14 protein-coding genes are annotated in these 13,005 nt (G+C 73.7%); 8 read left to right on the forward strand and 6 right to left on the reverse strand.

The window, feature by feature from the left end:
- The first annotated feature begins 125 nt into the window (after positions 1–125).
- A complete protein-coding gene (locus tag RTG05_RS04625) occupies positions 126–1,364 on the forward strand; it encodes a heparan-alpha-glucosaminide N-acetyltransferase domain-containing protein (protein WP_166527658.1) in 1,239 nt (412 codons plus the stop codon).
- Between the two features lie 81 nt (positions 1,365–1,445).
- Here RTG05_RS04625 and RTG05_RS04630 read toward each other — a convergent pair whose 3' ends face one another.
- The 5 genes from RTG05_RS04630 to RTG05_RS04645 form a co-directional block, all read right to left on the reverse strand.
- Positions 1,446–1,754 (reverse strand): 4a-hydroxytetrahydrobiopterin dehydratase, encoded by a 309-nt coding sequence (locus RTG05_RS04630; RefSeq protein WP_166527659.1) that lies wholly within the window; start codon positions 1,752–1,754, stop codon positions 1,446–1,448.
- 16 nt (positions 1,755–1,770) lie between these two features.
- Positions 1,771–2,481, reverse strand: a complete 711-nt coding sequence (locus RTG05_RS04635) for a phosphoadenylyl-sulfate reductase (protein ID WP_166527660.1) — start codon at positions 2,479–2,481, stop codon at positions 1,771–1,773.
- 174 nt (positions 2,482–2,655) lie between these two features.
- On the reverse strand, positions 2,656–4,362 hold the full coding sequence (locus RTG05_RS04640; protein ID WP_166527661.1) for a nitrite/sulfite reductase: 1,707 nt from the start codon (positions 4,360–4,362) through the stop codon (positions 2,656–2,658).
- 95 nt (positions 4,363–4,457) lie between these two features.
- A complete protein-coding gene (locus tag RTG05_RS22300; protein WP_396349621.1) occupies positions 4,458–4,565 on the reverse strand; it encodes a putative leader peptide in 108 nt (35 codons plus the stop codon).
- 58 nt (positions 4,566–4,623) lie between these two features.
- Positions 4,624–5,109 carry an RrF2 family transcriptional regulator gene (locus tag RTG05_RS04645; RefSeq protein ID WP_396349622.1) on the reverse strand — a complete coding sequence of 162 codons (486 nt, stop codon included), beginning with the start codon at positions 5,107–5,109 and terminating at the stop codon, positions 4,624–4,626.
- 26 nt (positions 5,110–5,135) lie between these two features.
- Here RTG05_RS04645 and RTG05_RS04650 point away from each other — a divergent pair, with 26 nt between their 5' ends.
- Together RTG05_RS04650 and RTG05_RS04655 are read left to right on the forward strand one after the other, a co-directional pair.
- Positions 5,136–5,897, forward strand: a complete 762-nt coding sequence (locus RTG05_RS04650; protein ID WP_208104793.1) for an NUDIX domain-containing protein — start codon at positions 5,136–5,138, stop codon at positions 5,895–5,897.
- Between the two features lie 78 nt (positions 5,898–5,975).
- Positions 5,976–6,488 carry a P-loop nucleotide/nucleoside kinase family protein gene (locus RTG05_RS04655; protein WP_166527662.1) on the forward strand — a complete coding sequence of 171 codons (513 nt, stop codon included), beginning with the start codon at positions 5,976–5,978 and terminating at the stop codon, positions 6,486–6,488.
- A gap of 110 nt (positions 6,489–6,598) precedes the next feature.
- Here RTG05_RS04655 and RTG05_RS04660 read toward each other — a convergent pair whose 3' ends face one another.
- Positions 6,599–6,769 carry a CsbD family protein gene (locus tag RTG05_RS04660; protein ID WP_166527663.1) on the reverse strand — a complete coding sequence of 57 codons (171 nt, stop codon included), beginning with the start codon at positions 6,767–6,769 and terminating at the stop codon, positions 6,599–6,601.
- 390 nt (positions 6,770–7,159) lie between these two features.
- Here RTG05_RS04660 and RTG05_RS04665 point away from each other — a divergent pair, with 390 nt between their 5' ends.
- From RTG05_RS04665 to RTG05_RS04685, 5 genes are all read left to right on the forward strand, one after another.
- On the forward strand, positions 7,160–8,770 hold the full coding sequence (locus tag RTG05_RS04665; protein WP_166527664.1) for a peptide ABC transporter substrate-binding protein: 1,611 nt from the start codon (positions 7,160–7,162) through the stop codon (positions 8,768–8,770).
- A 124-nt stretch (positions 8,771–8,894) separates the two neighbouring features.
- Positions 8,895–9,818: an ABC transporter permease gene (locus RTG05_RS04670; protein ID WP_166527665.1), complete on the forward strand. Its 924-nt coding sequence runs from the start codon at positions 8,895–8,897 to the stop codon at positions 9,816–9,818.
- A complete protein-coding gene (locus RTG05_RS04675; protein WP_166527666.1) occupies positions 9,811–10,761 on the forward strand; it encodes an ABC transporter permease in 951 nt (316 codons plus the stop codon). Before RTG05_RS04670 ends, RTG05_RS04675 begins: the two co-directional genes overlap by 8 nt.
- Complete coding sequence (locus tag RTG05_RS04680) at positions 10,758–11,801, forward strand: ABC transporter ATP-binding protein (RefSeq protein WP_166527667.1); 1,044 nt, start codon at positions 10,758–10,760, stop codon at positions 11,799–11,801. The genes RTG05_RS04675 and RTG05_RS04680 overlap by 4 nt, the downstream gene beginning before the upstream one ends.
- The gene (locus RTG05_RS04685; protein WP_208104795.1) at positions 11,794–12,855 is read left to right on the forward strand and encodes an ABC transporter ATP-binding protein; all 1,062 of its coding nucleotides are present in this window, start codon (positions 11,794–11,796) and stop codon (positions 12,853–12,855) included. Before RTG05_RS04680 ends, RTG05_RS04685 begins: the two co-directional genes overlap by 8 nt.
- Positions 12,856–13,005 lie beyond the last annotated feature (150 nt).

The raw sequence follows: 13,005 nt of genomic DNA on the forward strand, positions 1-13,005 counted from the left end.
GGAACGGCCCCGCCCGGGGCTGACGCGAACGACGGTGCCGGACCCCGCACGGGGTCCGGCACCGCCGTCTCCGGGGGCCGCCGTTGCCAGGGATCTCCCAGGGACGGTCGTTAGCGTGGGCAACCATGTACGACCGTGCGGGGACCCGCCGTCCCGGTCCAGGACACCCCGCCCCGCAGCCGGCCGAGGAGGTCGAGGACCCCCTCCTCGCCCGCCCGGCCGGGCCCCGGCTGGCGGGGGTCGACGTCGCCCGCGCGGTCGCCCTGGTCATGATCGTCGGCGCGCACGTGCTGCTCTTCAGCACCGACGACGGCGAGCCGACCTCGGCCTACGTGCGGGGGTCCGAGGGGGCGGCGCTGTTCGCGCTGCTGGCCGGCGCGGGCGTGGGGATCGCGTACGGCCGGCGGCCCGCCGCCGGCGCGCGGGCGTGGACCGCCGCGGCGGTCGCCCTCACCGTGCGGGCCGCGGCGCTGGTCGCGCTCGGGCTGGCGCTGGGCCACGTGGTCGACTACGAGGAGCACGCCGTCGTCGTCCTGACGACGTTCGGGCTGCTGTTCCTGCTCGCCGTGCCGCTGCTGCGCCTCGGGCCGGTCGCGCTGGCGGTGCTGGCCGCCGTGCTGGCGGTGGTCGTCCCCGTCGCGACGCACCTGCTGCGACCGGTGCTGCCGACGCCCCAGGTGGTCAACCCCACGCTCGGGGACGTCGCCGCCGAGCCGTGGGCGTGGCTGGCGCAGGTGACGCTCACCGGGATCTACCCGGCCCTGGCGTGGGCGGCCTACCTGTGCGCCGGCATGGCGCTGGGCCGCCTGGACCTCTCCTCGACGCAGCGGGTCGCCCAGCTGCTGCTCGGCGGGATCGCGCTCGCGCTGCTCGCCTCGCTCACCTCCTGGCTGCTGGTCACCGGCTTCGGCGGCGCCGACCGGCTGGTGGCCGCCGAGACCGGCCGGCTGGGCGCCGACGGTGTCGCAGACGGCCTGGCGTGGGGGCTCGCCCCGGACGACGCGCGGGGCTCGCTGTGGTGGCTGGCCGTCGACGCGCCGCACTCCAGCACCCCGCTGGACCTGCTGCGCACCACCGGGGTGGCCGTCGCGGTCACCGCGGGGTGCCTGCTGCTGAGCCGGGTCCTGCCCGCGGTGGTCGTCCGCCCCCTCGCGGCGGTCGGCAGCCTGACGCTGACGCTGTACACGCTGCACCTGCTGGCCCTGACCTGGTTCCCGGACGCCTGGGGTGAGCCGCTCACCCTCGTCGCGCACGTCGCGGTGGGGCTGGTGCTCGCGCCGCTGTGGCTGCGGGTCGCCCGGCGCGGACCGGTGGAGAGCGTCGTCCGCGGGCTGGAGACCGCTGCGGCCCGCGCCGTCCGCTGACACCCCTCCGCGATCACGGCGCCGTGACCACCGATCCGGCCGGAGCAGTGGTCACGGCGCCGTGATCGCGGGGCCGGTCGGTCAGCCGGGGAAGAGCGCGTCGACGCGGCGGGCGAGGTCGACGTCCAGCGCGGTCACCCCGCCCGCGGAGTGGGTGACCAGCGTCAGGTGCAGCGTGCGCCAGCGCAGGTCGACGTCGGGGTGGTGGTCCAGCTGTTCGGCGACGAAGGCGATCCGCACGAGGGCGGCGACGGCGTCCGGGAAGCCGGCCAGCTCCAGGCTGCGGCGGATGCCGCCGCCGCCGCCGTCGCCCGACCACAGCGGCAGGTCGGCCAGCGCGGCGGACAGCTCGTCGGGGGTCAGGGGCGCGGGGCGGGCCACGGCGGCCATCCTGCCGCCGCCTTCTCTAGAGGTGCAGGCCGCACTCGGTCTTGCCGCGCCCGGCCCACCGGCCGGCGCGCGGGTCCTCGCCCGGGGCGACCGGGCGGGTGCACGGCGCGCAGCCGATCGAGGCGTAGCCCACCTCCTGCAGCGGGTTCACCGGCACCCGGTGCTCGGCGACGTAGGTGTCGACGTGCTCCTGCGTCCAGGCCGCCAGCGGGTTGACCTTGACCATGCCGCGTTTGGCGTCCCAGTCGACGACCCGCGTGCCGGCGCGGGTGGGCGACTCGTCGCGGCGCACGCCGGAGCCCCACGCGACGTAACCGGCCAGCGCCCGGGCCAGCGGCTGCACCTTGCGCAGCGAGCAGCACAGGTCCGGGTCGCGGTCGTGCAGCTGCGGCCCGTGCTCGGCGTCCTGCTCGGCCACCGTCCTCTCGGGGAGGACGTTGACCAGCGTGATGGGCATGACGCCGCTGACCCAGTCACGGGTGCCGACCGTCTCGGCGAAGTGGTAGCCGGTGTCGAGGAAGACCACGTGCACGCCGGGGACGGCACGGCTGGCCAGGTGAGCGAGCAGGCCGTCGGCCATGGAGGAGGTGACCGCGAAGCCGTCGCCGAAGGTCTCCCCGGCCCAGCGCAGCACCTCGAGCGCCTGCTCGACGGGGTCGGCGACGCCCGCGAAGCGGGCGTCGGCCTCGGCTGCCAGCTCGGGCGTCGCGGCGATCGCGGTCGTCATGGGTGCTGCACTCCTGTCCCGGTGAGCCGGACGGTGAAGGTCCGCAGGCACGCGGCGCAGTGCCACCCGCCGGCGTCCCCGTGCGGGGTCAGCTCCTCGTCCCCGCAGTACGGGCAGTGGAACACGGGCAGCTGCCGGGCTCTTCCGGCTGACTCCTCCGTCACAGCAGCCCCGTCACAGCAGCCAGGACTCCTCCGCGCGGGCGACGTAGGCGGCGAAGCCCTCGCCGTCCGCGCGCCGCTCGACGTAGCCGCGCAGCACCCGCTCGCAGTAGTCGGCGGTCTCGGCCTTGGTCACCTTGTGGCCGCGGAACTTGCGGCCGAAGGCGGCCTCGACGCCGAGGTGGCCGCCCAGGTGCACCTGGAAGCCCTCGACCATCTCACCGGAGTCGTCGCGGACCATCGAGCCCTTGAAACCGATGTCGGCGGTCTGGAAGCGGGCGCAGGCGTTCGGGCAGCCGTTGACGTTGATCGACAGCGGGGTGTCGAACGCCGGCAACCGCTTCTCCAGCTCCGCGTAGAGGTCCTGCGCGTGCTGCTTGGTCTCCACGATGGCCAGCTTGCAGAACTCCAGCCCGGTGCAGGCCATGGTGCCGCGGCGGAACGCGCTCGGCCGCACCTGCAGGTCGTGCTCGGCCAGGGCGGCCACGGCGTCCTCGACCCGCTCGTCGGGGACGTCGAGGAGCACCAGCTTCTGCTGGGCGGTGGTGCGCACGCGCCCGGCGCCGTGCTCGTCGGCGAGGTCGGCGACGCGGGCCAGGAGCGTGCCGCTGATCCGGCCGGTGCGCAGCGCAAAGCCCAGGGCGTTGCGGCCGTCCTTCTGCCGCATCACGCCGACGTGGTCACGCTGGTCGTGCGCGGCCGGCGCGGGCGCCGGGCCGTCGGGCAGCGCGCGGTGCAGGTACTCGTCCTGCAGCACCTGGCGGAACCGCTCCGGGCCCCAGTCGGCCACGAGGAACTTGATCCGCGCCCGGTTGCGCTGCCGGCGGTAGCCGTAGTCCCGGAACACCGAGGTGCAGGCCGCCCACACCTCGGTGACCTCCTCGGGACGGACGAACACGCCCAGCCGCTGGGCGAGCATCGGGTTGGTGGACAGGCCGCCGCCGACCCACAGGTCGTAGCCGACCTCGCCGTCCGCGGTGCGCACGCCGACGAAGGAGACGTCGTTGATCTCGTGGCCGGTGCAGTGGTCCACGCAGCCGGACATCGAGGTCTTCCACTTGCGCGGCAGGTTGCTGAACTCCGGGTTGCCCAGGTACTTCTCGACGGTCTCGGCGATGGCCGGCGTGGCGTCGAGCACCTCGTCGGCGAGGATGCCGGCCAGGGGGCAGTTGAGCATCGTGCGCGGGGTGTCACCGCAGGCCTCGGTGGTGGACAGGCCGACGGCCTCCAGTCGCCGCCAGATCTCCGGGACGTCCTCGATGCGGATCCAGTGCAGCTGCACGTTCTGCCGGTCGGTGACGTCGGCGACGTCCCGGCCGAACTCGGTGCTGATGCCGGCGATGGTGCGCAGCTGGTCGCTGGAGAGCTGACCGCCGTCGATGCGCACGCGGAGCATGAAGTAGGAGTCCTCGAGCTCCTCGGGCTCCAGCACGGCGGTCTTGCCGCCGGGGATGCCCTGGGCGCGCTGGGTGTAGAGGCCCATCCAGCGCATCCGGCCGCGCAGGTCGGAGGGGTCGATGCCGCCGAAACCGGTGTGCTGGTAGATGTCCAGGACCCGCTGGCGGACGGTGAGCCCGTCGGCGTCCTTCTTCATCCGCTCGTTGGGGTTGAGCGGCTCGCGGTAGCCCAGCGCCCACTGGCCCTGCCCGCGGGCAGGGGCCTCGCGACGCGGCGGCCGGGTGCCCGCGCGCGTCGGCCGGGTCTCGGGGGAGCTCGTCACGGTGGTGTCCTCACTGCGCCGCCGCGCCCGCACGCCGGGCACGGGGGAGGCGCTGTCGGTTCGGGGGCGCAGCGCGTGCTGCGGGGGACCGGGTGTCAGCGCGCGGGGCGACAGACGGCGCTGCTGACGCGCGCCAGGTCGACGTGACGGCGCGCGACGAGGAGCAGGGCGCGACCGGTCACCCGGCCATGGTCCCACACCACCGACGGTGGGTGCGCGTGACGCAGGTGACCGCGGGCGGTCCGACGGGGCCGCCGGCGCTCAGCCGCCCGCGGTGGCGTCGCCGAAGGAGCGCCAGGCCTCCTCGAGGGCGGCCAGCTCGGCGACGGGTGCGGGCAGCTGCCCGGCCACGACGTCGGCGAGGGTGACCTCCTCGAGCACCCGGCGGTAGGCCTCGCGGGCGGCCACCCACACCGAGGCCAGCGGGACGGCGGTCCCCGAGTACTCGACGTCCTCCGGCCGCCGGCCGTGCACCTCGGCCAGGAACCCCTGCTCCACCCGCATGACGCGGGCGATGGAGACCTCCGACGGCGGCAGGGCCAGCCGGTAGCCACCCTCGCGGCCCCGCTGGCTGGTGACCAGCCGGGCGTGCTGCAGGTCGCTCAGGATCGACTGCAGGAACCGGGAGGGGATGCCCTGCGCGGCGGCGATCCGGTCGCAGGTCAGGGCGCCCGGTGCCGCCGCGGCCAGCTCCACGGCGGCGCGGACGGCGTAGTCGACCCGGGCGGTGATGCGCACGAGGGCCATGGTGCCCTGTCTGGGAGGGTGGCACGGTGCCACGACTGCGCTTCACCACCCTGGTGGCGGCGCCGCTGACGGTGGCCTTCGACGTCGCCCGTGCCCTCGACCACCCGTGGCCGGTGCCGCTGCGCGAGGTCGAGTCGGTGCGCCCGGAGCGGGACGTGTACGCCGCGGCACCCGGGGGCCGCTGGCGCCGGTTGACCCACACCCGCCGCTACACCGCCACCGCCGACGGCACGGTCGTCGAGGAGCAGGTCGACTGGGCGACCGCGCTGCCCGGCGTGCTCGGCCGGGTGGCCGACCGGCTGCTGTGCCGCCGCGTGCGCCGCGCCATGCGGGCCCACCTGGACGGGTACGCGGCGGCGGCCGCCCGGCGCGCGGTCGACGTGGTGCAGGTCGTCGGCGCCGCGCTGGTCGACGGCGACCGGGTGCTGGTGGCCCGGCGGTCGGGCGGGCCCTTCGACGGCTGCTGGGAGTTCCCCGGCGGGAAGGTGGAGCCGGGCGAGCCGGAGCTCGACGCGCTGGTGCGCGAGATCGGCGAGGAGCTCGGCGTCGCCGTCGTCCCGGGGGCGTTCCTCGGCGAGGTGGTGCTGGACGGCGCGGTCGCGGGCGGGCCGCCCGGGACCTCCACGCTGCGCGTGTGGCAGGCCCGCGTCGCCGACGGAGGGCGGCTGACCGCCCTCGAGCACAGCGAGCTGCGCTGGGTGACCGCGGGGGAGCTGGAGTCGCTGGACTGGATCCCCGCCGACCGGCCCCTGCTGCCCGCCGTCCGGGCCCTGCTCGCCGGCCGCTGAGCCGCGCCCAGGGGACTCCGACGCGCCCTCCCCCGGCTGGCCTGGTGCACCGCACCCGCCGTCGGGCACGGTGAGCAGGTGCTCGTCGTCGTCTCAGGGCTGCCCGGCACCGGGAAGACCGCGCTCGCGGCCGCGCTCGCCACCCGGCTGGTGGCCGTCCACCTGTCCGTCGACCCCATCGAGGACGCCCTGCTGGGCGCCGGCCTGCCGCGGTCGTGGGAGACCGGGGTGGCGGCCTACGAGGCGGCGCGGGTGATCGCCGCGCTGAACCTGGCCCGGGGGAGGCCCGTCGTGGTGGACGCCGTCAACGACAGCGAGCCGGCCCGGGACACCTGGCGGCGGGCGGCGGAGGACTCCGGTGCCCGGCTGTCGTTCGTGCTGCTGACCCTCGACGACGAGACGGAGCACCGCCGGCGGCTGGAGAGCCGGGTGCGGGACCTGACCCGGGTGCCGGAGCCGTCGTGGCAGGACGTCCGCGCCCGGGCGGCGTCGTACGCACCGTGGCCGGACGGGACGTGTCTCCGGGTCAGCGCGGACCGGCCCGTCGACGAACTGGTGGACGAGGTGGTCTCCCGGTTGACCGCCGGGTGAGCCCGCAGGGACAACGACGGGCGCCGTCCCGGGGGACGGCGCCCGTCGACTGGCCTCGTCCAGAGGCTCACCCCGAGCGTGCGAGGGGTGAGGGGGACGAGGTCCTTCCACTACTTGAAGACGTCCTTGACCTTCTCGCCGGCCTGCTTGAGGTTGCCTGACGCCTGGTCGGCCTTGCCCTCGGCCTGCAGGTCGCGGTCGCCGGTCGCCTGGCCGACGGACTCCTTGCCCTTGCCGGACAGCTCCTCGGCCTTGTTCTTCGCCTTGTCGATGCCGCTCATGTCGCACTCCTCTCGTGGAACGAGCCCCGGTACCCACCGACGGCACTCCTCACACGTATACGGTGGGACGCCGCAAGACGTCCGGCGGCACGGCGGTTGCCGAGGGAAGTCCTGCTGTCTCTGGGGGCGGTGGGGGGGTCACCTGGAGCGCCCCGCGGTCGGATCCGGAGACGAGGTCACAAGTCGGTGACGTCCGTGGACGCCCTTCTCGCAGCGCGCCTAGGGTCGCCGCTCGTAGCGGGGTGACCCCGTACCCGTCCACCTGATCCCGGCCGCCCGACGCTCGGCGGCGGCTGCCGGGGAGACGATCCGTTCCCCCCGCTGTGCGGGACGAGGGAGGCACTGCACGTGAGGTTGAGCAAGCGCTCTGTTGCGCTCATCGCGACAGGCATGTCCGGCGTGGTGCTGCTGTCCGCCTGTGGCGGCGGCGGCGACGACGGGAGCGGCGCGGAGGGCGCCGCCGACGGGGGCACCTACAGCATCGCCCTCTACAGCGACCCCGAGAACCCGCTCGTCCCCGGCAACACGACCGAGAGCGAGGGCGCCCAGGTGGTCCGCTCGCTGTGGACCGGCCTGGTCGAGTACTCCACGGACGGCGCGGTCGAGTACACCGGTGTGGCCGAGTCGATCGAGTCCGACGACAACACCACGTGGACGGTCACGCTCAACGACGGCTGGACCTTCCACGACGGCACGCCCGTCACCGCCCAGTCCTTCGTGGACGCGTGGAACTACACCGCCTACAGCCCGAACGCCCAGGGCGGGTCCTACTTCTTCGCCAACATCGCCGGCTACGACGAGCTGCAGGCGCCGACCGACGACGCCGGCACCATCACCGGCGACCCGGCGGCGCAGGAGATGAGCGGGCTGCAGGTGGTGGACGACCGGACGTTCACCGTCACCCTGTCCAGCCCGTTCGCCCAGTTCCCCGTGACCGTCGGCTACAGCGCCTTCTACCCGCTGCCGGAGTCCTTCTTCGCCGACCCGGAGGCCGCCGGCCGCCAGCCGGTCGGCAACGGGCCCATGCAGGCCACCGAGGAGTTCGTGCCGGGCCAGGGCTTCACCGTCACCCGCTACGACGAGTACGGCGGTGACCAGCCCGCCCAGGCCCAGTCCGTCGAGTTCCGGGTCTACACCGACATCAACACCGCCTACACCGACGTGCAGGCCGGCAACCTCGACGTCGCCCCGGACCTCCCGCCGGACGCCATCACCTCGGTCGAGGCGGAGTTCGGCGAGCGCTACCTGGAGGCGCCGTCGTCCGGGTTCACCTACCTCGGTTACCCGACCTACGACGAGCGCTTCTCCGACCCGCGCGTGCGCCAGGCGCTGTCGATGGCGGTCGACCGCCAGGCGATCGCCGACGCCATCTTCGCGGGCAGCCGCGAGCCGGCCGACGCGTTCATCGCCCCGGTGGTGGACGGCTACCGGGAGGGTGCCTGCCAGTACTGCCAGCTGGACGTCGACCGGGCCAACCAGCTGCTGGACGAGGCCGGCTTTGACCGCAGCCAGCCGCTGGAGCTGTGGTTCAACGCCGGAGCCGGTCACGACGCGTGGGTCGAGGCCGTGGGCAACCAGCTGCGCGAGAACGTGGGCGTCGACTACTCGCTGCGCGGCGAGCTGGACTTCGCGCAGTACCTGCCGCTGCTCGACGAGCAGGGCGTCACCGGCCCCTACCGGCTGGCGTGGAGCATGGACTACCCGAGCCCGCAGAACTACCTGGAGCCGCTGTACTCCACCGCGGCCCTGCCGCCGGCGGGCTCGAACACGACCTTCTACACCAACCCCGAGTTCGACGCCCTGATCCAGCAGGGCAACGGGGCCGCCAGCAACGAGGAGGCCATCGCCCTGTACCAGCAGGCCGAGGACCTCCTGCTGGAGGACATGCCGATCATCCCGATGTTCTTCGACGTCGAGCAGGCCGTGCACGCCGAGACGGTCGGCGACGTGGTGATCGACGTCTTCGGGGACATCGACGTCGCGGCGGTCACCGTCACCTGACCCCGCACCGCCCGCTGACCGCCGGGGGCGCCGTCCGTTCCGGACCGGTGCCCCCGGCGGTCGGCCGCGGGGCTCCAGACTGGACGCGACACGACGCCGCGACGGCGTCTGACCGAGGAGCGACATGGGCCGCTACATCGCCCGCCGACTACTGCTGACCATCCCCGTGCTGATCGGGGCGTCCTTCCTCATCTTCGCGATGGTCTACGCCCTGCCGGGTGACCCGATCCGCGCCCTCGGCGGTGAGCGGCCGCTGTCCCCGGCCGTGATCGCCCAGCTCCGCGAGGAGTTCAACCTCGACGACCCGCTGGTCGTCCAGTACGTCAAGTACGTCGGTGACCTGCTGCAGGGCGACCTCGGCACCGACTTCCGCGGCCGGGAGGTGAGCGACACCATCGTGCAGCGGCTGCCGGTCACCGTCCGGCTGACCGCGGTGGCCATCCTGATCGAGGCCGTGATCGGCGTCGCGGCCGGCGTGCTCGCCGGCATCCGGCGCAACGGGTTCCTGGACAACCTGGTGCTCGTCTCGAGCACCCTGGTCGTGTCCGTGCCGATCCTGGTGCTGGCGTTCGTCGCCCAGTTCGTCCTGGGGTTGCAGTTCGGCCTGTTCCCGATCGCCGGGGTCCAGGAGGGCTGGTACAGCTACCTGCTGCCCGGCCTGGTCCTCGCCTCGGGCTCCCTGGCCTACGTCGCCCGGCTCACCCGCACCAGCGTCGCGGAGAACCTGCGCGCGGACCACGTGCGCACCGCGCGCGCCAAGGGACTGCTGCCGCGGACGGTGATCACGCGGCACACCCTGCGCAACAGCCTGATCCCGGTCGTCACGTTCGTCGGCGCCGACATCGGCACGCTGATGGGTGGCGCCATCGTCACCGAGACCGTCTTCAACCTGCCGGGCATCGGCCGCGCCGTCTTCGACGCGGTGGCCGCCCAGGAGGGGGCGGTCGTCGTCGGCATCGTGACCCTGATGGTCTTCTTCTTCGTCTTCTTCAACCTGGTGGTCGACGTGCTCTACGCCGTCCTCGACCCGAGGATCCGCTATGACTGATCAACAGCAGGCCGACCTGCGCCACGACGAGGTGGCAGCCGGCACCACGACCGGCCTGGCCGCACCGTCGGTCGACGCCACCAGCGCCCGGCAGAACAGCCTGTGGAGCGACGCCTGGGGCCAGCTGCGGCGCAACCCGCTGTTCTGGATCGGCGCGCTGTTCGGCCTGGTGTTCCTGCTGATGGCCCTGGTGCCCCAGGTCTTCGCCCGGGGCGCCGACCCGCGCGACTGCGCGCTGACCAACAGCAACCAGCCGCCGTCGGCCCAGCACTGGTTCGGGTTCGACCAGCAGGGCTGCGACTACCTGGCCAACGTCGTCTACGGCGTCCGCAACTCGCTGCTCATCGGCCTGCTCGCGGTGCTGGTCATCCTGGTGCTCGGGGTGCTGGTCGGCGCGGTCTCCGGCTTCTACGGCGGTCTGGTCGACAGCGTGCTGTCCCGGCTCACCGACGTCTTCTACGCGCTGCCGCTGATCCTGGGGGCGCTGGTCGTGCTCCGCAGCGGCATCCTCGGCCGGGGGGTGGTCGCGGTGGCCGTCGCCCTGGCCGTGTTCGGCTGGATGACCGCGATGCGGCTGGTCCGCTCCCAGGTGATCGCGGTGAAGACCTCCGACTACGTGGCCGCGGCCCGGGCCATGGGCGCCTCCAACGGGCGGATCCTGCTGCGGCACATCCTGCCCAACGCCGTCGCGCCGGTGCTGGTCTACACGACCATCACCATCGGGGTGCTCATCGCCGCGGAGGCCACCCTGACGTTCCTCGGCGTGGGCCTGCAGCGGCCGGCCATCTCCTGGGGCCTGCAGATCGACGCCGGCCAGTCCCTGCTGCGCACGGCACCGCACCTGGTGCTCTTCCCCAGCCTCTTCCTGACCCTCACCGTGATGTCGTTCGTGATGATGGGTGACGCCCTCCGCGAGGCCCTCGACCCCAGGCAGCGCGCGTGACCGCCCCTGAGCCCGCCCTGGCCCCCACCGGCGCCGGCACCCCGGTCCTCGAGGTCGAGGACCTGCACGTGGAGTTCCGCACCCGGTCCGGCGTGGTGAACGCCGTCAACGGCATCAGCTACAGCCTGGCCGAGGGGCAGACGCTGGCCATCCTGGGCGAGTCCGGCTCGGGCAAGTCGGTCTCCGCGCAGGCGATCATGGGGATCCTCGACAGCCCGCCGGCCGCCATCACCGGGGGCAGCATCCTGTTCCAGGGACGCGACCTGCTCACCCGGTCGGCCGAGGAGCAGCGGAGGGTCCGCGGCCCCGGGATCTCGATGATCTTCCAGGACGCGCTGTCCTCGCTGAACCCCGTCTACAGCGTCGGGTTCCAGATCGGCGAGGTGTTCCGCGCCCACCGCGGGATGTCCAAGCGGGACGCCCGCAGGCGCGCGGTCGAGCTGATGGACCGGGTGCGGATCCCGGGGGCGGCGTCGCGGGTGGACGACTTCCCGCACCAGTTCTCCGGCGGCATGCGCCAGCGGGTCATGATCGCCATGGCCATCGCCCTGGACCCCCGGGTGCTCATCGCCGACGAGCCCACCACCGCCCTGGACGTCACCGTGCAGGCGCAGGTCATGGACCTGCTCACGGACCTGCAGCGGGACACCGGCATGGGCCTGGTCCTCATCACCCACGACCTCGGCGTGGTCAACGAGGTCGCCGACGAGGTCGCGGTCATGTACGCCGGGCGGATCGTCGAGCGGGGGACGGTCGACGACGTCTTCGGCCACCCGGCGCACCCCTACACCGAGGGGCTGATGAGGTCGGTGCCGCAGGTCGAGGCCAAGGGCGGTCGCCTGCTGCCGATCGTCGGCCAGCCGCCGAACCTGGCGGCCATCCCCGGGGGCTGCCCCTTCCACCCCCGGTGCGCGCGCCGCCGGCTGGGCGCCGCCGCGGCCCCGGGGCGCGAGTGCGCCACCGACGTCCCGCCGCTGCGCCTGGTCGCCCCCGGCCGCGAGGCGGCCTGCCACTACAGCGAGGAGGTCCTCGGTGGCTGAGCCCACGACCGGCGCGACGGCCGCGTCCCGCACCCCGCCCGCGACGCCCGGTGAGACGCTGCTGGAGATCCGCGGCCTGCAGAAGCACTTCCCGCTCACCCAGGGCATCGTGTTCAAGCGGACCATCGGCCACGTCCGCGCCGTGGACGGCGTCGACCTGACCATGCGCCGCGGGGAGACCGTGGGCCTGGTCGGGGAGTCCGGCTGCGGCAAGTCGACGGTGTCGAAGCTGCTGGTGGCGCTGGAGAAGCCGACGGCGGGGGAGATCCGCTACAAGGGCCAGGACGTCGCCCGGATGGGCGGCCGGGCGCTCAAGGCGTACCGGCGCGAGGTCCAGATCATCTTCCAGGACCCGTACGCGTCGCTGAACCCGCGGATGACCGTCGGGGACATCGTCTCCGAGGGCTGGGCGGTGCACGCCGACGTGGCCCCGAAGAAGGGCCGGCTGCAGCGCACCCAGGACCTGCTCGACCGCGTCGGGCTCAACCCCGACTACGTCAACCGCTACCCGCACCAGTTCTCCGGGGGGCAGCGGCAGCGGATCGGCATCGCCCGCGCGCTCGCCCTGCGGCCCGAGGTCATCGTGTGCGACGAGCCCGTCTCGGCCCTGGACGTGTCGGTGCAGGCCCAGGTGGTGAACCTGCTGGAGGACCTGCAGGACGAGTTCGGCCTGTCCTACCTGTTCATCGCCCACGACCTCTCGGTGGTCCGGCACATCTCCGACCGGGTCGCGGTCATGTACCTCGGGAGCATCGTCGAGGAGGGCACCGACCAGCAGGTCTACGGCTCGCCGTCGCACCCCTACACCCAGGCCCTGCTGTCGTCGGTGCCGCTGCACCAGCCGCACCTGCGCGGTCAGAAGGACCGCATCCTGCTGCAGGGCGACGTGCCCAGCCCGGCCGACCCGCCCTCGGGCTGCCGGTTCCGCACCCGCTGCTGGAAGGCGCAGGACGTCTGCGCCCAGGAGGCCCCCGCACTGGTCGACCGCGGTCAGGGCCACCCCGCGGCGTGCCACTTCGCCGAGGCCCGCACCGTCGTCCCCCTCGAGGACTGAGCGCCCGGGCGAGATCGTGAGCCTGGGTAACGAATTCGTCACGCCCGTGGACGCTCGTCCGGGCGCTACCTAGGGTTCCGACAACACCCCGTCGAGCCGTCCCGCGGTCGGGTCACCGGACGCGCAGAGGTCGGCGACCGGGTGCGGACC

The sequence above is a fragment of the Geodermatophilus sp. DSM 44513 genome (assembly GCF_032460525.1).
Classification (GTDB): Bacteria; Actinomycetota; Actinomycetes; order Mycobacteriales; family Geodermatophilaceae; genus Geodermatophilus.